Source organism: Kitasatospora sp. NPDC089509, assembly GCF_044749365.1.
Taxonomy (GTDB): Bacteria; Actinomycetota; Actinomycetes; order Streptomycetales; family Streptomycetaceae; genus Kitasatospora.
The window spans coordinates 66381-90230 of sequence record NZ_JBIVHS010000004.1 but is presented as its reverse complement, the minus strand read 5'-3'; the positions used below and the strand labels follow the sequence as shown (position 1 = coordinate 90230).

The following is a 23850-nucleotide window of genomic DNA, read 5'->3' as shown; positions in this document are numbered from 1 at the left end:
GGGATCAGAGCAGGCCGTCCCACAACTGTTCCACGATGACGGCCCACCAGTTCTCCGGATCGCCGTAGAGCGTGCCGTCCAGCTCCGCCAGCCCCCGCTGCAGGGCGTCCACCGCAGCGCCCGCGGCGACCGGGTCCAGCCCGCGCAGGGTCGGCCACCAGCCGGCGAACAGCTCCAGGCAGCGGAGGAAGGAGCGCAGGTCGGCGTTGCAGTGCCGGGCGGTCGCGTAGTCGGGGTCGACGGCCCGGACGGTGCCCCGGCTCGCATCGAGGGTGATCAGCGCCCACCCGTCCGTCCCCAGCACCGACTGCCCCGCCAGCGCCGACCGTTCCCGCTCGGCCGCCCGGTCACCGCGGCCGAGCGCCGCCAGGTGCGCGGCGAGCGGCGGCAAGGCGGCGCCCGGCCGGGAGCCGTCCGCGATCGCCGTGACGCCCGGGTGACGCAGTGCGAAGAACCCGTCCACCGCCTTCGGCACCCCGACCGCCAGCAGCAACGCGGCCGCTTCCCCGGGCAGTTCGGCCCGCGCCAGGTCCGCCGGGTCGAACCGCTGCACCCCCGCCGGGCCGAAGCGCCCGGCCAGCCGCTCCGCCAGCACGGCGTCCGGCTCCGCCGGCAGCGGCGGCACCGCCCGGGGGAACGGCACCCGGTTGCGGACCGGCCCGTCCGCCTCGACCGGCAACTCCCGTACGGCGGCCGCCCGGTGGTCGAAGCGCGGCCCGTACGGCAGGTCGAACTCCAGCCGGACGTGCGGCAGTTCGGCGGCCAGTGCGTACGCCCAGTAGCCGCCGGGCAGCGCGGCCGGCCGCAGGTCGGTCCGCACCGCCAGCACGTCCTCGGCGGCGACGCCCCGCTCCCGCAGCCACCACCAGCCGCGCAGCGCCGGGTGCGGCAGGCCGGGGGCCGAGCGCAACGCCAGCGCGGCGGTCCCGCCCGCACCGTCCCGGTACGTCAGCTCGGCCCGGGCACCCCGGCCGGTGACCGGCGGCCCGGTCGGGTCGTACCCGCCCGCGCCGACGAAGTCCCGGTACAGCACGACCACTTCATCCACCGGCACCGACGGCCACACCGTGCACCGCCCGCTCTCCCGGTCCACCACGGCACACCCGGCCCCCACCTCCTCCGGCGCCCGCCGCCGCCCCGTCCGCGGATCCACCGCCACCCCCGGCGGCTCCGCCCACACCACCCACCCGAGCTCGAACTCGTGCGCACGCACCCGCCGCACCGCCCCGACCCCCTGCGGCAGATCCCCGTTCAGCCACCGCTGCCCCGCCTCCACCGCCTGCGCCCGCGAGATCACCCGTCCACCCCCGTCTCCCGACTCCGTTCCTCACCATCCAACCCCGTCCGGCTACCGGTGCAGTCCGTCGGAGGAGGACACTGGTAGCGGCCCCGCCCGATGAAAGCCTCCGGAGGAACGGTGAGCGCAGCACCCCTGCACGGCCACCACGACAGCCACCAGCCCATCGCCCGCACCCAGGACGCCGTCGCCGCCGCGCTCCCGCCGGCCCAGCGGATGGAGTTCTACCGGGAGATGGGAGAGGCCGACGACGAGACGATCGGCGGCGTCCTGCGCCGCTGGTGGCTGCGCGCCCAGCTCTACCGCGACCCGGAGGGGGACCGCATCCACGCCGCCATCCAATCCGGCACCGCTCCCGGCAGCCCGGCGTCCGAGGTCCTGCGCCGGCTCGGTGCCGAGTGAGCGACCACGTCGAGGCACCGCGACGAGGTCGTTCCGACACGGTCACCAGGCCGCCGCCAGGTCCAGGGGGCGGCCGTCCGGAGTGAGGGCGACGGCCCAGAGGCCGTGGGTGGCGGGGTGGAGGGGAGCGGGGCCGCGGCGGGCGAGTTGGTGGTCGAGGTAGCTGACGGTGTCGCGGTGGTTGACGGCGTTCCAGGCGTGGGGGCGGCCGTAACCGTCGAGGGTGAGGAGGACCGCCTGGGCGCCGTGGCCGGCGCGGCGGAGTTCGGCGGCGAGGCGGGTGAAGGCCTGGCCGCCGTCGCCGAGGTCGTGGAAGGGGGCACCGAGTTCGCGTTCGGCGCGGTCCCGGCCGCCGCGTTCGCCGGCGGCGCCCTCGGTGGGGATGCGCGGCGCGGCGCAGGTGGGGCGGCCGGTGTAGGTGTCGACGGCGGAGAGGGCGATCTCCAGGCTGTTGTTGGCCCGGCCGGGTTCGCGGTGGCCGCCCGCGTTGACGGCCTCGGCCCAGTCGCCGGCGGCCGGGTCCGGGTGACGGACGGGCAGGCCGTCCTCGTCGCGCGGGGCCCGGCGTTCGAGTTCGGCCTGGTGCTGGGGGTCGACCGGGCCGAGCCCGCCGGGCAGGCCGTACGGGCGGCTGTCGGCGATGGTGCGCGGCCGGGGTCCGAGGTCGTCGGCGAGCGGGCCGCGACGGGCGCGCAGGGCGAGGTGGAGGGCCGTCGCGTGGGCGGTGGCGACCGGGACGGCGCCCCAGAGGAGGGTGGGGTCGGTGACGGCCGCGGCGGTGTCCCGGCGGCGGCCGTCGCCGTGCTGCGGCTCGGGTCGGCCGGCGACCGGGGCGATCGGGACGGTCCCGACGACCGGCGGCTCCGGCGGGGCCGGGAACGGCGCGGTGACCGGGTGCGGGGCGGCACCCACGGGGGTGCGGGGCGCTCCGGGGGGCTGCACGGGACCGCCGGGCACCGGCGATCCGACCACCGGCGTTCCGACCACCGGGGCGCCGCCGCCGGGCGCGCCCGTCCCGATGCCGCCGCCGAACGGCGCCCCGATCGGCCCGGGGTACCCCGGGGCCCCGCCGCCGACCGCGAGCGGGCCGGGCCCGACGGTGCCGCCCACCGGGTAGCCGCCCGGGTACGCCGGGGTCCCGAACTGCCCGGGACCGCCGCCGGCCGACGGCACCGCAGGGGCGGGCGTGGGCGGCGCGACCACCGAGTCGGTCCGTACGGTCACCGGCCCGCCCCCGCCGCCGGAGTCGCGGCCGGGCGCCTGGAGCGGGTAGTCGTCGTCCGACCGACTCGCCGCCACCCGGACCGCAGGCCGGTCGTCCCGCCCGGGCGGCGCCCAGTCGGCGGCGACCGCAACCGCGGCCCGGTGCGGGCCGGGGCCGTCGAACCCCGGCCCGGCCAGGGCGGGGACGACCGCCGGATCGGCCACCGTCACGACGGCCGACGGGGCCCCGGAACCGGAGACGGCGGAAACCGAGACGGCGGGGGCGAGCGCGGAGGAGTCGACCGTGAGCGCGGCGGGGATCGCCGACGCGGCCGGGTCCATCCCCGGCTCCGCACCGGACGCCTTCGGATCGGTCAGGTCGGCGAGCGGCAGCCCGTGCAGTTCCCGGCCCGCCCGGTCGGTGACCACCGGCTGCCCGTGCTCGTCCAGCCCGACGGCCAGGTCGGCGATCCCGACCACCGGTCTGCCGTCCGGCCCGGTCACCACGAGCAGTCCGCCGGCGTCGGCAACCACCGTGCCGTCGGAGCGCAGGATGACCGGCTTGCCGTCCGGGCCGAGGACGGGCTGCCCGTGCTCGTCGAGCTCGACGCCGAGGCCGGGCACGCCGACCAGGGGCTTGCCGTCCCGCCCGGAGAGCACGACCAGCCCGGTGCCGTCGCGGCCGAGCACCCCGGGCTCGCCGAGGGCGGCGGGCAGTCCGGCGGCGAGCGGGTCGAAGCCGCCGCCGGTGCGGTAGGAGGCCGGGGTGACGCCGGGCCCGGAGGCGGTGCCGAGGCGTAGCAGGGCGACGGCGGACGGGTCCTTAAGCGCGGTGGCCAGGGCGTCCTTCATGGCGCGGCCGAGTTCGGTGAGCAGCCCGGCGATCTTCAGTGCGGCGGCCTCCACCGCGACGGCCCCGACGCCCGCGGCGACCTGCCCGGCGGTGGCGGTCCGCACGTCCTGCGCGAGGCCGACGCCGGACTCCTCCGGTCCGCCGAACACCCCGGTCCGCCCGGTCCGCCCGACGTTCCGAGTGGCCGGGGTCGAGGCCGGGCCCGGGCCCGGGGCCGGGGCGGCCTGCTCCTCGGCCCGCGCGAGCTCGGCGGCCAGGTTCCGCAGGGTGGCGATGATCTCGGCCTTGGCGCCGTCGACGGCGTGCGCGGCGGCGTCGAAGGCGGCGGCGACCAGCCCGACCGCGGTGTGGGCGTCCACCAGGCGGCCCTTGCCGCCGTCGTCGAGCGTCCGCCAGTACGCGGTGAAGGAGTCGACCGCGTGGCCGGAGTTGTCGGCGGCCACCCGCCGGACGGACTCCGCGCCGCGGCGGGTGATCCGCTCGGCCTCGGCGGCGAACTCCCTCCAGTGCCCGGCCGCCGTGCGCAGGGCCTCCTCGTCGGCCTGCGGCCAGGGCTGGCCGGTCCTGGCCAGCAGCGGGACCAGGTCCTCGGGCAGTTTCCGGGACACGCGCCCCTCCCCCTCCGCGTCGCCTTCGAGCCGGCCGATCAGACCGACATGTCCTTGGGGACGGCCGGGACCGCCCCCGGGGTTGCCACGGCCCCGGACGACGTGGCAACCCCCGCCGTCCCCCCGAAGCCGTCCGCGGTCGTGGTGTCGGTGTCCGTGGTGCGCTCCGCCATGGTGTGCAGCCCGGCCCCGACGCCTCCCAGCTGACCGGCCAACGCCCTTAGCCCGCCCAGGAGTTCACCGCGCGCCGGACCGTACACGGCGGCGAAGGCGCCGCCCGGCCGGTCGGCGCCCCAGGGGGCGCCGAGCGCGGCGAGGTCCTTCTCCAGGGTGCCGACGGCCTTGCCCAGCTCCCGCCCGAGCTTCTCGAACTCCCGTCCCTCGCCGTGCAGTTCCCACGGCTTGAGGACGAACCCGGCACCGTCGTGGTCGGACGCCCCGGTGCTGCCGTCTGCCATCCCCGTACCTCCCCGTAGCGGACCGCCCGCCATCCTAGGGAGACCCCTCCCCCGCCCGCACCGACGGCACGCACCTCTTCACCCCGTCTCCACCGCACCCGGTCGGCACGCCCCCGGCGGCGCCCACCGGCCCGTACGCCCCCGGGAAGCTCTACCCTTGCCGGGTGGCACCAGCAGAAACCTCCAAGAAGAAGGCCAAGGCGAAGCCCGAGGCCTCCCCCGCCCCCGTCGACCTCGCGATGCCGACCCTGCGCCGCGAGATCCCGCGCGACGAGGTCCCGCTCGACTTCCCGCGCGCCTGGGTCGAGTTCGCCGACCCCGCCGACGAGGAGCAGGTCTTCCGCTGCGACCTCACCTGGCTGACCTCCCGCTGGTCCTGCGTCTTCGGCCAGGGCTGCCACGGCATCCGCGAGGGCCGGGGCGAGTCGGACGGCTGCTGCACGCTGGGCGCCCACTACTCGGACGAGGACGACGAGAAGCGCGTCCTCGGGCACGCGGCCCGGCTGACGCCCGAGCTGTGGGAGAACTTCGCCGCGGGCACCGACGCCAAGGGCCGGATCAGGAACGACGGCGGCGTGACCATGCTGGACGAGGACGGCGACCGCCAGACCCGCCGGGTCAACGGCGCCTGCATCTTCGTGAACAGCCCCGACTTCGCGGGCGGCGCCGGCTGCGCCCTGCACGCGCTCGCCCTCAAGGAGGGCCGGGAGCCGCTGGAGACCAAGCCGGACGTCTGCTGGCAGCTGCCGGTCCGCCGCACCTACGACTGGATCGACCGCCCGGACGACACCCGCTACCTCCAGGTGTCGATCGGCGAGTACGACCGCCGCGGCTGGGGCCCGGGCGGCCACGACCTGCACTGGTGGTGCACCGGCGCCCCGGCCGCGCACCAGGGCGCCGTGCCGGTGTACGTCAGCTACCGCCCGGAGCTCACCGAGCTGATGGGCAAGGCGGCGTACGACGTGCTGGCCGGGCTGTGCGAGGAGCGGATCGCCACCAAGGGCGACCGCAAGGTGGCCCCGCACCCGGCCGACCCCGCCCGGCCCAAGAAGGACAAGCCGGGCAAGAAGGACAAGTAGCGGCCCGATCCGGGCCGGGGACCGGCAAGAAGGAACCGGCACGTGGGGACCGGCAGGAAGGCCCGGTGGCGGCCTACTTGTCGATGTCCCCGACCACGAAGAACGTCGACCCGAGGATCGCCACCATGTCCGCCACCAGCGTCCCCGGCAGCAGTTCGGTCAGCACCTGGACGTTGTTGAAGGACGCCGAGCGCAGCTTGAGCCGCCACGGCGTCTTGTCGCCGCGCGAGACCAGGTAGTAACCGTTGATCCCGAGCGGGTTCTCGGTCCACGCGTAGGTGCTGCCCTCGGGCGCCTTGAGCACCTTGGGCAGCCGCAGGTTGACCGGGCCGGGCGGCAGGGTGGCGAGCTTGTCGAGGCAGGCGTCGGCCAGGTCCAGCGAGTTGAGGGTCTGCTCCAGCAGGCACTCGAAGCGGGCCAGGCAGTCGCCCTCCTCGCGGGTGACCACGGTGAGCACCTGCCGCAGTTCCTCGGATCCGTACGCGAGGTAGGGCTCGTCGCGGCGCAGGTCGAGGTCGAGGCCGCTGGCCCGGGCGATCGGGCCGCTGACCCCGTACGCCTGGGCCTTCGCCTTGCTCAGCACGCCGACGCCGGCGGTGCGGGCGCGGAAGATCTCGTTGCCGAGGACGAGGTCCTCGAAGACCGGCAGCTGCGAGCGGACGGTGGCGACGGCGGTGCGGACCCGGCCGAGCCAGCCGGCCGGGAGGTCCTCCTTGAGGCCGCCGACCCGGTTGAACATGTAGTGCATCCGGCCGCCGGAGGCCTCCTCCAGCACGTGCTGGAGGTCCTCGCGGCCGGTGAAGGCGTGGAAGATCGGGGTGATCCCGCCGAGTTCCAGCGGGTAGGAGCCGAGGAACATCAGGTGGTTGAGCACCCGGTTGAGCTCGGCGAGCAGGGTGCGGATCCACACCGCCCGCTCCGGGACCTCCATGCCGAGCATCCGCTCGACGCCGAGCACCACGCCGAGTTCGTTGGAGAAGGCGGAGAGCCAGTCGTGCCGGTTGGCCAGCATGATGATCTGCCGGTAGTCACGGGCCTCGAACAGCTTCTCCGCGCCCCGGTGCATGTAGCCGATCACCGGCTCGGCGGTGATGATCCGCTCGCCGTCGAGCAGCAGCCGCAGCCGCAGCACACCGTGGGTGGCCGGGTGCTGCGGGCCGATGTTGAGCACCATGTCGGTGGTGCCCGCCTCGCCGGTGAAGTTCTCGGCTCCCGCCCCGATGCCGACCGTGGTCTCCCTCATGACGACAGAGTCTGCCATCCCGGCAGCGGCTCCAGGCTCGTCGGTACCGACATGCGGACGGCCTGCACCAGCCACCCGAAGGCGCCCAGCCCGCCCGGGTCGGTGAGCTCGGCCGCCTCCCCCGCACCGCCGAGCGCCCGCAGGTAGGCCGCCGGGTCGGTGGAGGCGAGCGCCAGCGGCGGGCGTCCGCCGCTCACCCCGAGCGCGCGCAGGGCCGCGCGCTGCGTCGTCCACAGGCTGTGGAGACCGGGCACGGCGACGGCGTCCAGCGCGACGTGCGCGGTCACGTCGCAGGAGCCGTCCGGCACCGGGGCGACCTCCCGGCCGTCCCGGAACCCGGTGAAGGTCCCGAACTGCGGCCGCCGCCCCGCCGTGTGCCCGTAGTCGACGGCGACCGCCAGGCCGCGCTCCAGCCCGGCCACCGCCCGCGCCCAGGCGGCGTCCCGGGGGGCGCCGAACTCCACCACGTCCCCGGGGTCGCCGACCGGCCACCAGCGTTCGGCCCAGGCCGCGTCGGCCGCCGAGACCGGATCGCCCAGGCGCTCCTCGCCGGTCGCGGTGTCCACCTCCTGGTAGCGCAGCACCCCGTCCCCGTCCACCTCCCCGACGTCCAGCGGCACGTTGTCCAGCCACTCGTTGGCGAACAGCAGCCCGGTGACGCCGCGCGGCGGTTCCGTCGTCCACAGGGCTGTGGACGGAAGTCCGGCGGGCCGCGCCGCGAGCTCCACGCCGTACGGGCGCAGCCGGGCCAGCACCTCGCCGGGCAGTTCGGCCAGCACCCCGGTCAGCAGTTCCCCCCGCCCGGCCCCGACGTCGACCAGGGCCAGCTCCTCCGGACGGCCGAGGGCCTCGTCAACCTCCAGCAGCAGCCGGGCCACCGCACGGGCGAACCGCGGCGAGGCGTGCACCGAGGTCCGGAAGTGCCCGGCCGGCCCCTCCGGCCTGCGGTAGAAGCCGCCGTCCTGGTCGTACAACGCCCGTTCCACGGCGGGGGCCCAGCGCATCCACGTCATGGGGCGGGACGCTACCGGGACCGGACGTACCCCTCCCAACCGGCGCCGTCCCGTCTCCGACCTACGGAGTAGGACGGATCGCCCTACCGGCGGACCTGGGCACCTCACCCGACTGCCTAGGCTGGAGACGTGCATCGACTCAACGCCTGGCTCCGCCGTCACCCCATGGTGGTCGACGCCGTCTGGGCGTCGATGATCCTCCTCCTCGGCCTGGTCCCGAGCGGCACCGGGGACAACTGGCCGTACACCCCCCAAGTCGTGATCGCGGTACTGCTGCCGCTGCTGATGGTCTTCCGGCGGCGCCACCCCGACGTCACGGTCGCCACGGCCGCCGGCCTCGGGCTCGGCCAGGTGCTCGCCGACGTCGAACCGGGCGCCTCCTCGCTCGCCTACCTGGTCTTCGCCTACACCGGCGCCGCCTTCGGCCAGAAGTGGACCTCCCGGCTCGCCCTGGTGGCCGGCCTGGCCGCCGGGCCGCTGGAGTTCTGGCGGCTGCACCCGACCAAGACCGTCTCCACCGGCTCCGGGCACTACGTCTCCCGCCCGTTCGGTTTCGGCGAGGCGCTGCTGTACGCCCTGCTGATGAGCACCCCGTTCATCCTCTGCTGGGCCTGGGGCCGACTGACCCGGGTGCGCCGCGCCTACCTGACCGAACTGGAGGACCGCGCGGCCCGGCTGGAGCGCGAGCGGGACGCCCAGTCCAAGGTCGCGGTGGCGGCCGAGCGGGCCCGGATCGCCCGCGAGCTGCACGACGTGGTGGCGCACAACGTCTCGGTGATGATCGTCCAGGCCGACGGCGCCGCCTACGTGCTCGACAACTCCCCGCAGCAGGCGAAGGAGGCGCTCGGCACGATCGCCTCCACCGGGCGCCAGGCGCTGGTCGAGATGCGCCGCCTGCTGGGCGTGCTGCGCACCGCCGACACCGCCGAGGAGTACGTCCCGCAACCGGGCGTCGAGGAGCTGCCGGACCTCCTGGAGCAGGTCCGCACCGCCGGGCTGCAGGTGGACTACGCGACCTCCGGGCACCCGCGCGAACTGCCGCGCGGCGTCGAGCTGACGGTCTACCGGATCGTCCAGGAGGCGCTCACAAACGTCCGCAAGCACGGCGGCCCCGATGTGCACGCCCGGGTCGCGGTGGACTTCGGCGAACGCGAGCTGGCCGTCCTGGTGGAGGACGACGGCCGCGGCAGCACCGACGAACAACTGGCCACCGGCGGCGCGGACGGTCTGGGCCACGGCCTGATCGGCATGCGCGAGCGGGTCGGCATGGTCAGCGGCAGTCTCGACGTGGGCCCCCGCCCCGGCGGCGGCTTCCGGATCCGCGCCGTCCTCCCGCTCAAGGCGGCGCACTAACCCCCCGCCCCCCTTAGGAGCCACCTTGACCATCCGCGTGATGCTCGTCGACGACCAGGAGCTGCTGCGCACCGGCTTCCGGATGATCCTCCACTCGCAGGGCGACATCGAGATCGCCGCCGAGGCGGGCGACGGCGCGCAGGCCCTGGAACAGCTGCGGCACACGCCGGTGGACGTGATCCTGATGGACGTCCGGATGCCGCGGCTGGACGGGGTGCAGGCGACCCGCCGGATCTGCCTGGCCGAGGACGGCAGCCCGCTGCCGAACGCCCCGCACGTGCTCATCCTCACCACCTTCGACCTGGACGAGTACGCCTTCGCCGCGCTCAAGGCCGGTGCCAGCGGCTTCCTGCTCAAGGACGTCCCGCCGACCGAGCTGGTGGCCGCGATCCGCGCGGTGCACGGCGGCGACGCGGTGGTCGCCCCGACCACCACCCGCCGGATGATCGACCGCTTCGCCGAGGTGCTGCCCACCCCGCAGAACGCGCCCGGCTCGGACGTGCTGGGCCCGCTGACCGAGCGCGAGCGGGAGGTGTTCCTGCTGGTCGCCCAGGGCCTGTCGAACGGCGAGATCGCGGCCCGGCTTGTGCTCTCGGAGGCCACCGTGAAGACCCACGTCGGCCGGATCCTGGCCAAGCTGGCGCTGCGCGACCGGGTCCAGGCGGTGGTGCTGGCCTACGAGGCCGGGCTGATCCGGGCCGGGGCCACCGACTAGGGCCTGTCCGGGGCCTGGGCCCGGGCCGGGCCCGGCGGCGCCCGTACACTGGGGCGGTACGTCCGGTACCCGTCAGCGGACTGGAACGGTCATTCAGGACAAGGGTGGACATGGCTTCGTCCGACTTCACCGACTTCGCACCGCTCGACGACCCCAGCGACCCGGGCAACCGCCCGGCCCGGCTCGCCGTCGGCGTGGTCGGCACCGGTCGGGTCGGCCCGGCGCTGGGCGCCGCCCTGCAGCTCGCCGGGCACACCGTGGTCGCCGCCTCCGGGGTGTCCGCCGCCTCCCGCCGCCGCGCCGAGTCGCTGCTGCCGGGGGTGCGGATCGTCACCCCGCCGCAGGTGATGGCCGCCGCCGACCTGGTGCTGCTGACCGTCCCGGACGACTCGCTGGCCGACCTGGTGGCCGGCCTGGCCGCCACCGGCGCGGTCCGCCCGGGCCAGCTGCTGGTGCACACCTCCGGCGCGCACGGCGTCGGCATCCTGGAGCCCGCCACCCGGGCCGGGGCGCTGCCGCTGGCGCTGCACCCGGCGATGACCTTCACCGGCACCTCCGTGGACCTCGCCCGGCTGGCCGGCTGCCCGTTCGGGGTGACCGCCCCGCAGGAGCTGCGGCCGGTCGCCGAGGCGCTGGTGGTGGAGATGGGCGGCGAGCCCGAGTGGGTGCCCGAGGAGGTCCGCCCGCTCTACCACACCGCCCTCGCGCACGGCTCGAACCACCTGGTCACCCTGGTCGCCCAGGCGATGGACCTGCTGCGCACGGCGGGCGTCGCCGAGCCCGGCCGCTTGCTCGGCCCGTTGCTCGGCGCCGCCCTGGACAACAGCCTGCGCTCCGGCGACGCGGCCCTCACCGGCCCGGTCGCCCGGGGCGACGCGGGCACCGTACGGCGCCACCTGGCGCAGCTCAGTACGGTGTCCCCGGACATCCCGGCGGCGTACCGCGCGATGGCCCGCGCCACCGCGCAGCGTGCGCTCGCCAACGGGACGATCGACGACGCGTCGGCGGCGGCGCTGCTGGACGTACTGAACGAGGAGAAGCCCTAGATGGCACGCGGCAAGCAGTCGAACAAGCCCCAGAAGACGCCGAAGGTCCACCGGGCCGTCGTCACCCGCACCGTGGACGACTTCGAGGCCGCGTTCTGGCCGGACGAGCGTCCGGTGGACAACGCCGTGGTGATGACCATGGGCGCGCTGCACGAGGGCCACGCCGCGCTGATCCGGGCCGCCCGCAAGCAGGTCGGCCAGGAGGGCCGGGTCGCGGTGACGGTCTTCGTCAACCCGCTGCAGTTCGGCCCGTCCGAGGACCTGGAGCGCTACCCGCGCACCCTGGACGACGACGTCCGGCTGGCCGAGGAGAGCGGCGCCGACGTGGTCTTCGCGCCGTCCGTCGAGGAGGTCTACCCGAACGGCGAGCCTCAGGTGCGGATGGCGGCCGGCCCGATGGGCGAGCGCTTCGAGGGCGCCACCCGTCCCGGCCACTTCGACGGCGTGCTGACCGTGGTCGCCAAGCTGCTGCACATCACCGACCCGGACTTCGCGTTCTTCGGCGAGAAGGACGCCCAGCAGCTGGCGCTGATCCAGCGGATGGTCGCCGACCTGGACTTCGACGTGGAGATCGTCGGCGTGCCGACCGTCCGCGAGGAGGACGGCCTGGCCCGGTCCTCGCGCAACCGCTACCTCTCCGAGGAGGAGCGCGGCCGCGCCCTCGTCCTGTCCGAGGCCCTGTTCGCCGGCCGGGACGCCGCCGCGCAGGGCCCGAAGGCCGTGCGCGAGGCCGCCTCGGCCCTGCTGGACGGCGCCGACGGCGTCACCCTCGACTACCTCGCCCTGATCGACCCGCACGACTTCTCGGAGGCGGCGGACGACTTCCAGGGCGAGGCGGTGCTGGCCGTCGCCGCGAAGGTGGGCTCGACCCGCCTGATCGACAACGTCCGCATGATCGTCCGGTAGTTCCGGCAAGTCCGGCGACACCGGCAGCAAACCCTTCCGGCATGCACTCACAGGAGGCGTGACCACATGCTCCGCACCATGCTCAAGTCCAAGATCCACCGGGCCACCGTGACCCAGGCCGACCTGCACTACGTCGGTTCCGTCACGGTGGACGAGGACCTGCTCGACGCCGCCGACCTGCTCCCCGGCGAGCTGGTCCACATCGTCGACATCAACAACGGCGCCCGGCTGGAGACCTACACCATCGCCGGCCCGCGCGGCACCGGCGTGATCGGCATCAACGGCGCCGCCGCCCGCCTGGTCCACCCCGGCGACCTGGTCATACTCATCGCCTACGGGCAGATGGACACGGCCGAGGCCAAGGGCTACCAGCCGAAGGTGGTCTTCGTGGACGAGCACAACCGGGTCACCGGCCTGGGCGGGGACCCGGCCGAGGCCCCGGAGGGCAGCGGACTGCTGCGCGGGGACGCGGCGTACCGTGACGAGGACGGCGCGGCCACCGCGGCCACGCGCTGAAGGAGCCCCTGAGCCATGTCCGCTACGCACCGCCTCACCGCCCCGGCCCCGGGCTGGACCGCCACCACCGACGTGGTCGTGGTCGGCTCCGGCATCGCCGGCCTCACCGTCGCCCTCAACGTCCGCAAGGCCGGCCTGCGGGCCATGGTGGTCACCAAGGCGGTGCTGGACGAGGGCTCCACCCGCTGGGCCCAGGGCGGCATAGCCGCCGCCCTGGGCGAGGGGGACACCCCGGAGCAGCACCTGGACGACACCCTGGTGGCCGGCGCCGGCGTCTGCGACGAGGAGGCCGTCCGCACCCTGGTCACCGAGGGCCCGGACGCCGTCCGCCGGCTGATCGCGGTCGGCGCCGCCTTCGACCGCGGCGAGGACGGCGAGATCCTGCTCACCCGCGAGGGCGGCCACCACCGCCACCGGATCGTGCACGCCGGCGGGGACGCCACCGGCGCGGAGGTCTCCCGCGCCCTGGTCGCCGCCGTCCGCAGCGACCCGGACCTCGAACTGATCGAGCACGCGCTCGTCCTCGACCTGCTGACCGACGCCGAGGGCCACACCGCCGGCCTCACCCTGCACGTGATGGGCGAGGGCCAGCGCGACGGCGTCGGCGCCGTCCGGGCCCGCGCGGTGGTGCTCGCCACCGGCGGCCTGGGCCAGGTCTTCTCCGCCACCACCAACCCGGCGGTCTCCACCGGCGACGGCGTGGCCCTGGCCCTTCGGGCCGGCGCCGAGGCCGCCGACCTGGAGTTCGTCCAGTTCCACCCGACCGTGCTCTGGCTCGGCCCGGACGCCGCGGGCCAGCAGCCGCTGGTCTCCGAGGCCGTGCGCGGCGAGGGCGCCCACCTGGTGGACGCCGACGGCGTGCGCTTCATGGTCGGCCAGCACGAGCTGGCCGAGCTCGCCCCCCGCGACATCGTCGCCAAGGCGATCACCCGGCGCATGCAGGAGCGCGGCTCCGACCACATGTTCCTGGACGGACGGCACTTCGGCGCCGAGATGTGGGAGAACCGCTTCCCCACCATCCTGGCCTCCTGCCGCTCCCACGGCATCGACCCGGTCACCGAGCCGATCCCGATCGCCCCGGCCTCCCACCACGCCGCCGGCGGCGTCCGCACCGACCGGCACGGCCGCACCTCCGTCCCCGGCCTGTACGCCTGCGGCGAGGTCGCCTGCACCGGCGTGCACGGCGCCAACCGGCTGGCCTCCAACTCGCTGCTGGAGGGCCTGGTCTTCGCCGAGCGGATCGCCGCCGACCTGGCCGAGCGGCACGCGGCGGGCGAGCTGCCCGAGCGCACCGTCGACGTCGCCGCCGCGCGGGCCGCCCGGCCGGTGCCGCTGCCGGCCTCCGAGGCGCGCGCCGAAATCCAGCGGCTGATGTCGCGCGGCGCGGGCGTGCTGCGCTCGGCCGCCTCGCTGGCCGACGCCGCGGCCGGGCTGGCGCTGCTCGCCGAGCAGGCCCGCGGCCACGTGGCCGAGGAGAAGCCGGCCGACCCCCGGGTGGAGACCTGGGAGGCCGCCAACCTGCTGCTGGTCGCGACCGCCCTGGTCGCGGCCGCCGCCCAGCGCGAGGAGACCCGCGGCGGGCACTGGCGCGAGGACTTCCCCGAGCGCGACGACGCCCACTGGCGCCGCCACCTGATCACCACCCTCGCCGCCTCCGGCGACCCCGTCAGCACCCCTGAGGAGCAGTAGAACCATGACCCACTCCCACGAGGAACTCCCCCTGGCCGACCAGGGCGGCTGCGGTGACGGCTGCGCCTGCGGCGACGGCGAGGGCTACGAGACCGGTCTGGACCCGCAGCTGGCCGAGCTGCTGGAGGAGGCCGGGCTGGACCCGATCGAGGTCGAGGACATCGCCACCCTGGCGCTGGCCGAGGACCTGGCCGGCGGCGAGGACGTCACCTCGGTGGCCACCGTGCCCGCCGACGCCGTGGCGACCGCCGACTTCACCGCCCGCCAGGCCGGCGTGGTCTCCGGCCTGCGGGTCGCCGAGGCCGTCGTCTCGCTGGTCTGCGAGGAGGAGTTCGAGGTCGAGCGGCACGTCCAGGACGGCGACCGGGTGGAGGCCGGCCAGGTGCTGCTGTCGGTCCGCTCGCGCACCCGCGACCTGCTGACCGCCGAGCGCAGCGCGCTCAACCTGCTCTGCCGCCTGTCCGGCATCGCCACCGCGACCCGGGCCTGGGCGGACGCCCTGGCGGGCACCGGCGCGGTCGTCCGGGACACCCGCAAGACCACCCCGGGCCTGCGCGCGCTGGAGAAGTTCGCGGTGCGCTGCGGCGGCGGCGCCAACCACCGGATGTCGCTCTCGGACGCCGCCCTGGTGAAGGACAACCACGTGGTGGCGGCCGGCGGCGTGGCCGAGGCCTTCCGGGCCGTCCGCGCGGCCTACCCGGAGCTGCCGGTCGAGATCGAGGTGGACACCCTGGAGCAGATCCCGCCGGTGCTGGAGGCCGGGGCGGACCTGATCCTGCTGGACAACTTCACCGTCGAGCAGCTGAAGGAGGCCGTCGCGCTGGTGGCCGGCCGGGCGAAGCTGGAGGCCTCCGGCGGACTGACCCTGGCCACCGCGCGCGAGGTCGCCCAGACTGGTGTCGACTACCTGGCCGTGGGCGCGCTGACCCACTCCTCGCCGGTCCTGGACATCGGCCTGGACCTTCGCGCCTGACCGTCAGGTCGAGAGCAGTCCCGTCCCGACTCGCAGAAAGCGTCCTCGTGCTCCTCACCATCGACGTCGGCAACACCCAGACCACACTCGGCCTGTTCGACGGCGAGGACGTGGTGGAACACTGGCGGATCTCCACCGATCCGCGCCGCACGGCCGATGAACTGGCGGTGCTGCTGCAGGGGTTGATGGGCAACCACGCCGCGGCCAAGGACGCCGTGGTGGAGGGGCTGGCGATCTGCTCCTCCGTCCCCGCCGTGCTCCACGAGCTCCGCGAGGTGACCCGCCGTTACTACGGCGACGTCCCCGCGGTGATCGTGGAGCCCGGGGTGAAGACCGGGGTGCACGTCCTGATGGACAACCCCAAGGAGGTCGGCGCGGACCGGATCGTCAACGCGCTGGCCGCCAACCACCTGTACGGCGGCCCGTGCATCGTGGTCGACTTCGGCACCGCGACCACCTTCGACGCCGTCAACGCCCGCGGTGACTACGTCGGCGGCGCGATCGCCCCCGGGATCGAGATCTCGGTCGAGGCGCTCGGCGTCCGCGGCGCCCAGCTGCGCAAGATCGAGCTGGCCCGCCCGCGCAACGTGATCGGGAAGAACACCGTCGAGGGCATGCAGTCCGGCATCCTCTACGGCTTCGCCGGGCAGGTCGACGGTCTGGTCGAGCGGATGGCCCGGGAGCTGTCCAAGGATCCGGACGACGTCCAGGTGATCGCCACCGGCGGCCTCGCCCCGCTGGTCCTCGGCGAGGCCACCAGCATCGACGTGCACGAGCCCTGGCTGACCCTGATCGGCCTGCGCCTGGTGTACGAGCGCAACCGCCCGAGCTGAGCACCCGCCGGGGCCGTCCGCCCGGCCGGAGCACCCGGCCGGGCGGACGCACGGAATTCCACGCGACGTTACCGACAAATCGGATATTCGTCACGTAGTGTCAGTCCATGCCTACGCCACACGGATCGCGCGGCGGCATGGCCTTCAGCGCCGACGAAGTCCGCGTGCTGCGCCGAGCCCTCGCCCAAGCCCTGCACCCCGCCGTCCCCGTCCACCTCCAGGGACCCGACCGGACGGCGCTCGCCGGGCCGGGCGCCGAACTGTGGGCCGAGGACGTCCAGGACGCCCTGCACCTGACCGAGGCGATCGACGAGGCCGTCCAGGAGGGCGGCCGACTGCGCGCCTTCCTGCTCGCCGACCTCTGCCGCTACCGCGCCGCGCTGCCCGGCACCGCCGCCGGCTACCTGGAACGGCTGGAGGAGGCGGTGACCGACGGCTACCTGCCCGGACCGGAGGACCTCACCGCGCTGCGCGGGCTGACCCGCCAGCCCTGCGGCCACGGCGAGCGGGCCCGCCGCTCCCGGCTGGCCGGGCGCTGCCACGCGCTGGCCGAGGCCGCCGTCCGCGAGCGGCTGGCGCTCACCGCCGGGCACCCGCGCCACCTGGTGGCCGTACCGAACCCCGCCGCACCACCTAGCAGTCACCCCACCCCTGTAGGAGGACGGACCACGATGAGCAGCACCGACTCCCGGGACTCCCGCCCGGAGCAGCCCGCCGCCGCGCAGACCCCGCCCCGCCCGCACCGGATGCCCACCCCGGCCGAGCTGTTCGGCCGCCGCCCCAAGCCCCCGGCCCACCCGGCCCCGCCCGCCGACGGGGCCCCGGAGGAGATCGAACTCCGCACCGGCACCGGCTGATCCGGCCCCGCCGCCGAGGGGAGACCGTCGCCACGGTCTCCCCTCGGCGCATCCGGGCGCGGAGCACGGTGTACGGCTGGCTACCCTTGTGGGGTGAGCGATCAGAGCCTTGTTCCCGCGACCGACGACCTTCCCGAGCAGATGCGCGTCCGGCGCGAGAAGCTGGACCGGCTCCGGGCGGCCGGCGTCGACCCGTACCCGGTCGGTTTCCCCCGCACCAGCACCATCGCGGACCTGCGTGCCAAGCACCCGGACCTCGAACCCGACACCGCGACCGGCGAGCGCGCCGGCATCACCGGGCGGGTGATCCTCTCCCGCACCGGCGGCAAGCTCTGCTTCGCCACCCTGCGCGACGGCACCGGCGACCTCCAGGTGATGTTCTCCCTGGACAAGCTCGGCCCCGAGCGGCTGGCCGCCTGGAAGGCCGACATCGACCTCGGCGACCAGGTCGGCGTCGAGGGCGAGGTGATCACCTCCAAGCGCGGCGAGCTGTCCGTGATGGTGGACCGCTGGGAGCTCACCGCCAAGTGCCTGCGCCCGCTGCCGGACAAGCACAAGGGCCTGACCGACCCGGAGGCCCGGGTCCGCCAGCGCTACGTCGACCTGATCGTGAACCCCGAGGCGCGCGAGATCCTGCACCTGCGCAGCAAGGTGGTCCGCTCGATCCGCCGCACCTACGAGGACCGCGGCTACATCGAGGTCGAGACCCCGATGCTGCAGCCGGTGCACGGCGGCGCCAACGCCCGTCCGTTCAAGACGCACATCAACGCGTACGACATCGACCTCTACATGCGCATCGCCCCCGAGCTGTACCTCAAGCGGCTGGTGGTCGGCGGCGCCGAGAAGGTCTTCGAGATCAACCGCAACTTCCGCAACGAGGGCGCGGACTCCACCCACAACCCGGAGTTCACCTCGCTGGAGTCGTACGAGGCCTACGGCGACTACGACACCCAGGCCGAGCTGATCCGCGCGACGATCGTCAACGCCGCCCGGGACGCCCTGGGCACCACCGTGATCAAGGGCCTGGACCCGCACGGCGTGGAGCACGAGATCGACCTGGCCGAGCCGTGGGAGGAGGTCAGCGTCTACCCGGGCATCTCCGCCCACCTGGGCGTCGAGGTCACCCCGGAGACCACCGTCGAGGAGCTGCGCAAGCTGGCCTTCGACCACGACATCCCGTTCGAGAAGAACTGGGGCCACGGCCAGATCGTGCTGGAGATGGTCGAGCGCCTGCTGGAGGAGAACGCCGTCCGGCCGACCTTCATCAAGGACTACCCGACCGAGGTCTCCCCGCTGACCCGCCAGCACCGCTCGGTCGCCGGCGTGGCCGAGAAGTGGGACCTGGTGATCTTCGGCACCGAGATCGGCACCGCCTACTCCGAGCTGATCGACCCGGTCGAGCAGCGCGCCCGCCTCACCGCCCAGTCCCTGCTGGCGGCCGGCGGCGACGTCGAGGCGATGCAGGTGGACGAGGACTTCCTGCGCGCCCTGGAGTACGCGATGCCCCCGACCGGTGGCCTCGGCCTCGGCGTGGACCGCCTGATCATGCTGCTGACCGGCAAGAACATCCGGGAGACGGTGCTCTTCCCGCTGGTGAAGCCGGAGCCGAAGGCTTCCGCCGCGACGGCGGAGAAGACCGAGGAGGAGTGACCTGATGGACTACGTCAGCGCGATCGTGCCGCCGCTGGTCATGGCGATCGGCTTCGGATTCCTGGTGCGGGCCATCATCCGCAGCCAGGGCGGGGCCCAGAAGGCCAAGGAAGACATCGACTGATCCGACTGACGTCGTCAGCCGCCACGCACCACCCGCGCCGCCATTCCCGATTCCCGGGGGTGGCGGCGCGCCGGTTTGGCGCACTTCACAAGATTTGCCCCATTCACTCCCTATCCTGGCGGCACTATGGTCCGGCAACTCGGCGAACTTGAGAACGCCATCATGACCCGGGTGTGGCGGTGGAACCGACCGGTGACGGTTCGCGAGGTTCTCCTGGATCTGCAGTCGGAACGGGAAATCGCGTACACCACGGTGATGACCGTCCTGGACAAGCTGCACAGAAAGGGCTGGTTGCGTCGCGAGCGGGTCGGCCGGGCCTATCGATATGAACCGGTCTCCTCGCGTGAGGCGTACACGGCGGCCCTGATGAACGACGCCTGGGCCACCGGTGACAATCCCGCGGCGGCCCTGGTGCACTTCTTCGGCCTGATGTCGCCGGAGCAGCGCGAGGCACTCCGGGACGCCCTGCGGGTGGCGGCGTTGTTCCCGTCCGATCCGGCGGCGGATCCGCCCGCCGGGGATTCCGCCGGGGACGGCCCGGATACCGGCGGCGCGGATACCGGGGAGACCGCGCCCGGCGCGACGCGATAACGTCCCGCCATGGAGGTCACCATCCGCCGCGCGCGGACCACGGACGTACGGGCCGTACGCGGGCTCATCGACGCCTACTCGCGCGACGGCATTCTGCTCGACAAGCCCACAGTCACACTGTTCGAATCCGTCCAGGAGTTCTGGGTCGCGGAACGCGACGACAACGGCGCGGTGGTGGCCTGCGGCGCCCTGCACGTGATGTGGGAGGACCTCGCCGAGGTCCGCACGCTGGCGGTCCATCCGTCCTGCCGGGGCTTCGGGATCGGGCATCTGCTCTTGGAGAAGCTGGTGCAGACGGCGCGCTGGCTGGGTGTCCGTCGGATTTTCTGCTTGACGTTCGAGGTGCCGTTCTTCGCGAAACACGGTTTCGTCGAGATCGGGGAGCTTCAGGAAACCGATGATGGTACGACAGATCCGGCGGCGATCGCTACGGACGTCTATGAAGAACTTCTCCGCTCGTACGATGAAGGTGTCGCGGAGTTCCTCGACCTGGAGCGGGTGAAGCCCAACACGCTGGGCAACTCGCGCATGCTGCTGCACCTCTGAGCGGCTCCGTGCCGGTCAAGGGTTTGTGTTTTCCGGAGAAAGGCGCTTTCCTTTCCTTAGGCAATGGGTCGTTTAGCGGAAAGGGAAGCCCGTGGCACAGAGGGTGCAGGTCATTCTTGAAGACGATCTCGATGGCGGTTCGGCGGACGAGACGGTGACGTTCGCGCTCGACGGCGTTGCCTACGAGATCGACCTGAAGAGCGCCAACGCGGACAAGCTCCGCGGTCTGCTGGCGCCCTACCTGGAGAAGGGCCGCAAGCAGAGCGGCCGACTCGCCGGCCCCCGTCGTCCGGGCCGCGGCCCCGCGACGCGTCCGGCCGGCAGTGCTCCCGACACCGCGAAGATCCGCGCGTGGGCCAAGGAGCAGGGCATGGACGTCAACGACCGCGGCCGGGTGCCGAGCACCGTCCGCGAGGCCTACGACAGGGCCAACGCGTCCTGACCCCGGCGCCACCGGCCCGCCGGAGCGGATGCGGGGCCCCGGCGGCCGTGCACGGCGCCGACGACACACGCGCGGGGCGCGGAGGGAACACCTCCGCGCCCCGCGGCGCGCACCCGGACGACCACGGCACCGCCGGTGCCGTGGCCCGGGGCGGCCGGACCGGCCGGGGCGGTGGGCTCGGGCGGCGGAACAATCACGAGCTGTGCAACGCTGTAGGGGCGAAGCGGTAACGCGGACACCCCCGGGACGGCGTACGACCACTCCGGTCGCCGTTGAACCACCGCCACCGCGGCCCGACTTCTCGCCAGGCGAACACCGCCACCGCGGAAACTGCGCGAGAACCGCCCCGATACCGGGTATGAATGCAGGTGGACGGGTTCTTCGACCCGTCCAGGGGCAGCGTGTGCGACCGGCCGCAGGGGGTCCGGCTCCGCCCCGGCGGCTCTTGTTCGCCGATGGCGTAGCGGATTCCGGTGCATCCGGCCCACCTGTGGGAACACCGATTCCCAGCATCAGGTTGGGATTGGTGTCGGCTGGTCGCGCAGCATCTCGCTCCTCTACCGGGGAGTGAATCCGTGGGCCGCGCCGCTGAGCGGGACTAGCATGCGGAAGGACAGGGCGGGGACGGACCCCGAACTGCCCGACCGCTCTGAGGAGCGATAAACGATGTTCGAGAGGTTCACCGACCGCGCGCGGCGGGTTGTCGTCCTGGCTCAGGAAGAAGCCCGGATGCTCAACCACAACTACATCGGCACCGAGCACATCCTCCTGGGTCTGATCCACGAGGGCGAGGGCGTCGCCGCCAAGGCCCTGGAGAGCCTCGGGATTTCTCTTGAGGCCGTACGCCAGCAGGTCGAGGAGATCATCGGCCAGGGCCAGCAGGCCCCGTCCGGCCACATTCCCTTCACCCCCCGGGCGAAGAAGGTCCTGGAGCTGTCGCTCCGGGAGGCCCTGCAGCTCGGCCACAACTACATCGGCACCGAGCACATCCTGCTCGGCCTGATCCGCGAGGGCGAGGGCGTCGCCGCCCAGGTCCTGGTCAAACTGGGTGCCGACCTCAACCGGGTGCGCCAGCAGGTCATCCAGCTGCTCTCCGGCTACCAGACCAGCGGCGGCAAGGAGTCGGCCACGGCCGGCGGGCCCGCCGAGGGCACCCCGTCGACCTCGCTGGTCCTGGACCAGTTCGGGCGCAACCTCACCCAGGCCGCCCGCGAGGCCAAGCTCGACCCGGTCATCGGGCGCGAGAAGGAGATCGAGCGGGTCATGCAGGTGCTGTCCCGCCGCACCAAGAACAACCCGGTCCTGATCGGTGAGCCCGGCGTCGGCAAGACCGCCGTGGTCGAGGGCCTGGCGCAGGCGATCGTCAAGGGCGAGGTCCCGGAGACGCTCAAGGACAAGCAGCTCTACACGCTGGACCTGGGCGCCCTGGTGGCCGGCTCGCGCTACCGCGGTGACTTCGAGGAGCGCCTGAAGAAGGTGCTCAAGGAGATCCGCACCCGCGGCGACATCATCCTGTTCATCGACGAGCTGCACACCCTGGTCGGCGCGGGCGCCGCCGAGGGCGCCATCGACGCCGCCAGCATCCTCAAGCCGATGCTGGCCCGCGGCGAGCTGCAGACCATCGGTGCCACCACCCTGGACGAGTACCGCAAGCACCTGGAGAAGGACGCCGCGCTGGAGCGCCGCTTCCAGCCGATCCAGGTCGCGGAGCCCTCGCTGCCGCACACCATCGAGATCCTCAAGGGTCTGCGCGACCGCTACGAGGCCCACCACCGGGTCTCCATCACGGACGCCGCCCTGGTCGCCGCCGCCACCCTGGCCGACCGGTACATCTCGGACCGCTTCCTGCCGGACAAGGCCATCGACCTGATCGACGAGGCCGGCTCCCGAATGCGCATCCGCCGGATGACCGCGCCGCCGGACCTGCGCGAGTTCGACGAGAAGATCGCCGACGTGCGCCGCGAGAAGGAGAGCGCGATCGACGCGCAGGACTTCGAGAAGGCCGCGTCCCTGCGCGACGACGAGAAGCAGCTCCTGCAGGCCAAGGCCAAGCGCGAGAAGGAGTGGAAGGCCGGCGACATGGACGTCGTCGCGGAGGTCAACGAGGAGCTCATCGCCGAGGTCCTGGCCACCGCCACCGGCATCCCGGTCTTCAAGCTCACTGAGGAGGAGACCTCGCGTCTGCTCCGCATGGAGGACGAGCTGCACAAGCGCGTCATCGGCCAGAAGGACGCCATCAAGGCGCTCTCCCAGGCCATCCGGCGCACCCGTGCGGGCCTCAAGGACCCGAAGCGTCCCGGCGGTTCGTTCATCTTCGCCGGCCCGTCCGGCGTCGGTAAGACCGAACTGTCCAAGACGCTCGCCGAGTTCCTCTTCGGCGACGAGGACGCGCTGATCGCGCTCGACATGTCCGAGTTCTCCGAGAAGCACACCGTCTCCCGGCTGTTCGGCTCCCCGCCCGGATACGTGGGCTACGAGGAGGGCGGCCAGCTGACCGAGAAGGTCCGCCGCAAGCCGTTCTCGGTCGTCCTCTTCGACGAGGTCGAGAAGGCCCACCCGGACATCTTCAACTCGCTGCTGCAGATCCTGGAGGACGGTCGCCTGACCGACTCCCAGGGCCGCGTGGTCGACTTCAAGAACACCGTCATCATCATGACGACCAACCTCGGCACCCGGGACATCTCCAAGGGCTTCAACCTGGGCTTCGCGGCCACGGGTGACTCCCAGAGCGGGTACGAGCGGATGAAGGCGAAGGTCGGCGAGGAGCTCAAGCAGCACTTCCGCCCCGAGTTCCTGAACCGCGTCGACGACATCGTGGTGTTCCACCAGCTGTCCGAGGACGACATCATCAAGATCGTCGACCTGATGATCGACAAGGTGGACGAGCGGCTCAAGGACAAGGACATGGGCCTGGAGCTCAGCGTCGAGGCCAAGAAGCTGCTGGCCAAGCGCGGCTACGACCCGCTCCTGGGCGCCCGTCCGCTGCGCCGCACCATCCAGCGCGAGATCGAGGACCACCTCTCCGAGAAGATCCTCTTCGGCGAGCTGCGGGCCGGCCACATCGTGGTCGTCGACGTGGAGGGCGAGGGCAAGGAAGCCAAGTTCACCTTCCGCGGCGAGGAGAAGTCGGCCGTCGCGGACACCCCCGCCGAGGTCGCTTCGTCCGGTCCGGACCTGACGAAGTAAGAGCAACATTTAACAGACAACTTCACAGCCACCGAGCCCCCGGCGTTCGCGCCGGGGGCTCGGTGCGTTCCCGCCTCCCGCACCCCGCCCCGGACCTGGGACGTTGCCGACGGGCCGTCAGCTGACGTGAAATCGGCGAGCATAGCGCCGTGCCCATGTCAGGGTCAAGGTCTATCTTTTCCCGCCCCACTTCGGTCAAATGACGTCCACCTGTCTTTCATATTGGTTTACCGGGCCTTGGCCAAGAGTCGGCTCGGTCGGGGAGGG

21 protein-coding genes are annotated in these 23850 nt (G+C 73.5%); 16 read left to right on the top strand and 5 right to left on the bottom strand.

Annotated features, from left to right (window positions below):
* Positions 1–4 precede the first annotated feature (4 nt).
* Positions 5–1054: an SUKH-4 family immunity protein gene (locus ACIP4P_RS10045; protein ID WP_400916596.1), complete on the bottom strand. Its 1050-nt coding sequence runs from the start codon at positions 1052–1054 to the stop codon at positions 5–7.
* Between the two features lie 363 nt (positions 1055–1417).
* Here ACIP4P_RS10045 and ACIP4P_RS10040 point away from each other — a divergent pair, with 363 nt between their 5' ends.
* Positions 1418–1699 carry a hypothetical protein gene (locus tag ACIP4P_RS10040; protein ID WP_350511475.1) on the top strand — a complete coding sequence of 94 codons (282 nt, stop codon included), beginning with the start codon at positions 1418–1420 and terminating at the stop codon, positions 1697–1699.
* Positions 1700–1741: 42 nt separating this feature from the next.
* Here ACIP4P_RS10040 and ACIP4P_RS10035 read toward each other — a convergent pair whose 3' ends face one another.
* A complete protein-coding gene (locus tag ACIP4P_RS10035; RefSeq protein WP_400916594.1) occupies positions 1742–4363 on the bottom strand; it encodes a toxin glutamine deamidase domain-containing protein in 2622 nt (873 codons plus the stop codon).
* A gap of 38 nt (positions 4364–4401) precedes the next feature.
* Positions 4402–4821 carry a hypothetical protein gene (locus ACIP4P_RS10030; RefSeq protein WP_400916592.1) on the bottom strand — a complete coding sequence of 140 codons (420 nt, stop codon included), beginning with the start codon at positions 4819–4821 and terminating at the stop codon, positions 4402–4404.
* A gap of 239 nt (positions 4822–5060) precedes the next feature.
* Here ACIP4P_RS10030 and ACIP4P_RS10025 point away from each other — a divergent pair, with 239 nt between their 5' ends.
* Positions 5061–5900: a hypothetical protein gene (locus ACIP4P_RS10025; RefSeq protein WP_400917130.1), complete on the top strand. Its 840-nt coding sequence runs from the start codon at positions 5061–5063 to the stop codon at positions 5898–5900.
* A 73-nt stretch (positions 5901–5973) separates the two neighbouring features.
* Here the strand turns inward: ACIP4P_RS10025 and ACIP4P_RS10020 are convergent, their stop codons facing one another.
* On the bottom strand, positions 5974–7143 hold the full coding sequence (locus tag ACIP4P_RS10020) for an NADH-quinone oxidoreductase subunit D (RefSeq protein ID WP_350511479.1): 1170 nt from the start codon (positions 7141–7143) through the stop codon (positions 5974–5976).
* Entirely contained in the window at positions 7140–8156 is a 1017-nt protein-coding gene (locus tag ACIP4P_RS10015) for an SAM-dependent methyltransferase (RefSeq protein WP_400916591.1), read from the bottom strand. Before ACIP4P_RS10015 ends, ACIP4P_RS10020 begins: the two co-directional genes overlap by 4 nt.
* Before the next feature lie 129 nt (positions 8157–8285).
* Between ACIP4P_RS10015 and ACIP4P_RS10010 the strand changes: the two genes are divergently transcribed.
* The 14 genes from ACIP4P_RS10010 to ACIP4P_RS09945 all read left to right on the top strand — a co-directional run bounded on the left by ACIP4P_RS10010 (position 8286) and on the right by ACIP4P_RS09945 (position 23583).
* The gene (locus ACIP4P_RS10010; protein WP_400916589.1) at positions 8286–9509 is read left to right on the top strand and encodes a sensor histidine kinase; all 1224 of its coding nucleotides are present in this window, start codon (positions 8286–8288) and stop codon (positions 9507–9509) included.
* A gap of 25 nt (positions 9510–9534) precedes the next feature.
* Positions 9535–10224, top strand: coding sequence for a response regulator (locus ACIP4P_RS10005; protein ID WP_400916587.1), 690 nt, complete (start codon positions 9535–9537; stop codon positions 10222–10224).
* A 110-nt stretch (positions 10225–10334) separates the two neighbouring features.
* Positions 10335–11270 carry a DUF2520 domain-containing protein gene (locus ACIP4P_RS10000; protein WP_350511483.1) on the top strand — a complete coding sequence of 312 codons (936 nt, stop codon included), beginning with the start codon at positions 10335–10337 and terminating at the stop codon, positions 11268–11270.
* Positions 11271–12176 (top strand): pantoate--beta-alanine ligase, encoded by a 906-nt coding sequence (panC, locus tag ACIP4P_RS09995; protein ID WP_400916584.1) that lies wholly within the window; start codon positions 11271–11273, stop codon positions 12174–12176. It begins immediately after the preceding gene.
* A gap of 66 nt (positions 12177–12242) precedes the next feature.
* Entirely contained in the window at positions 12243–12692 is a 450-nt protein-coding gene (panD, locus tag ACIP4P_RS09990; protein ID WP_350511485.1) for an aspartate 1-decarboxylase, read from the top strand.
* Positions 12693–12707: 15 nt separating this feature from the next.
* Positions 12708–14381: an L-aspartate oxidase gene (locus ACIP4P_RS09985; RefSeq protein ID WP_400916580.1), complete on the top strand. Its 1674-nt coding sequence runs from the start codon at positions 12708–12710 to the stop codon at positions 14379–14381.
* A 4-nt stretch (positions 14382–14385) separates the two neighbouring features.
* The gene (nadC, locus tag ACIP4P_RS09980) at positions 14386–15354 is read left to right on the top strand and encodes a carboxylating nicotinate-nucleotide diphosphorylase (RefSeq protein ID WP_350511487.1); all 969 of its coding nucleotides are present in this window, start codon (positions 14386–14388) and stop codon (positions 15352–15354) included.
* A 47-nt stretch (positions 15355–15401) separates the two neighbouring features.
* On the top strand, positions 15402–16187 hold the full coding sequence (locus ACIP4P_RS09975) for a type III pantothenate kinase (protein ID WP_350511488.1): 786 nt from the start codon (positions 15402–15404) through the stop codon (positions 16185–16187).
* A 107-nt stretch (positions 16188–16294) separates the two neighbouring features.
* Positions 16295–17044 carry a hypothetical protein gene (locus ACIP4P_RS09970; RefSeq protein WP_400916576.1) on the top strand — a complete coding sequence of 250 codons (750 nt, stop codon included), beginning with the start codon at positions 16295–16297 and terminating at the stop codon, positions 17042–17044.
* Positions 17045–17137: 93 nt separating this feature from the next.
* Positions 17138–18694 (top strand): bifunctional lysylphosphatidylglycerol synthetase/lysine--tRNA ligase LysX, encoded by a 1557-nt coding sequence (gene lysX, locus ACIP4P_RS09965; protein ID WP_400916573.1) that lies wholly within the window; start codon positions 17138–17140, stop codon positions 18692–18694.
* 250 nt (positions 18695–18944) lie between these two features.
* Positions 18945–19409 carry a BlaI/MecI/CopY family transcriptional regulator gene (locus tag ACIP4P_RS09960; protein WP_400916571.1) on the top strand — a complete coding sequence of 155 codons (465 nt, stop codon included), beginning with the start codon at positions 18945–18947 and terminating at the stop codon, positions 19407–19409.
* A gap of 9 nt (positions 19410–19418) precedes the next feature.
* A complete protein-coding gene (locus tag ACIP4P_RS09955; protein WP_400916568.1) occupies positions 19419–19955 on the top strand; it encodes an amino-acid N-acetyltransferase in 537 nt (178 codons plus the stop codon).
* 91 nt (positions 19956–20046) lie between these two features.
* Entirely contained in the window at positions 20047–20397 is a 351-nt protein-coding gene (locus ACIP4P_RS09950; RefSeq protein ID WP_400916565.1) for an Lsr2 family protein, read from the top strand.
* 666 nt (positions 20398–21063) lie between these two features.
* On the top strand, positions 21064–23583 hold the full coding sequence (locus tag ACIP4P_RS09945; RefSeq protein WP_350511494.1) for an ATP-dependent Clp protease ATP-binding subunit: 2520 nt from the start codon (positions 21064–21066) through the stop codon (positions 23581–23583).
* The last annotated feature ends 267 nt before the right edge of the window (positions 23584–23850 follow it).

What these genes read in the sequence shown, in the direction of transcription:
- ACIP4P_RS09955 (WP_400916568.1), top strand. Translation starts at nt 19,419, where the DNA reads ATGGAGGTCACCATCCGCCGCGCGCGGACCACGGACGTACGGGCCGTA.
- panD (WP_350511485.1), top strand. Translation starts at nt 12,243, where the DNA reads ATGCTCCGCACCATGCTCAAGTCCAAGATCCACCGGGCCACCGTGACC.
- ACIP4P_RS10025 (WP_400917130.1), top strand. Translation starts at nt 5,061, where the DNA reads ATGCCGACCCTGCGCCGCGAGATCCCGCGCGACGAGGTCCCGCTCGAC.
- nadC (WP_350511487.1), top strand. Translation starts at nt 14,386, where the DNA reads ATGACCCACTCCCACGAGGAACTCCCCCTGGCCGACCAGGGCGGCTGC.
- ACIP4P_RS09960 (WP_400916571.1), top strand. Translation starts at nt 18,945, where the DNA reads ATGGTCCGGCAACTCGGCGAACTTGAGAACGCCATCATGACCCGGGTG.
- ACIP4P_RS10020 (WP_350511479.1), bottom strand. Translation starts at nt 7,143, where the DNA reads ATGAGGGAGACCACGGTCGGCATCGGGGCGGGAGCCGAGAACTTCACC.
- ACIP4P_RS09985 (WP_400916580.1), top strand. Translation starts at nt 12,708, where the DNA reads ATGTCCGCTACGCACCGCCTCACCGCCCCGGCCCCGGGCTGGACCGCC.
- ACIP4P_RS09970 (WP_400916576.1), top strand. Translation starts at nt 16,295, where the DNA reads ATGCCTACGCCACACGGATCGCGCGGCGGCATGGCCTTCAGCGCCGAC.
- ACIP4P_RS09945 (WP_350511494.1), top strand. Translation starts at nt 21,064, where the DNA reads ATGTTCGAGAGGTTCACCGACCGCGCGCGGCGGGTTGTCGTCCTGGCT.
- ACIP4P_RS10030 (WP_400916592.1), bottom strand. Translation starts at nt 4,821, where the DNA reads ATGGCAGACGGCAGCACCGGGGCGTCCGACCACGACGGTGCCGGGTTC.
- ACIP4P_RS10000 (WP_350511483.1), top strand. Translation starts at nt 10,335, where the DNA reads ATGGCTTCGTCCGACTTCACCGACTTCGCACCGCTCGACGACCCCAGC.
- panC (WP_400916584.1), top strand. Translation starts at nt 11,271, where the DNA reads ATGGCACGCGGCAAGCAGTCGAACAAGCCCCAGAAGACGCCGAAGGTC.
- ACIP4P_RS10015 (WP_400916591.1), bottom strand. Translation starts at nt 8,156, where the DNA reads ATGACGTGGATGCGCTGGGCCCCCGCCGTGGAACGGGCGTTGTACGAC.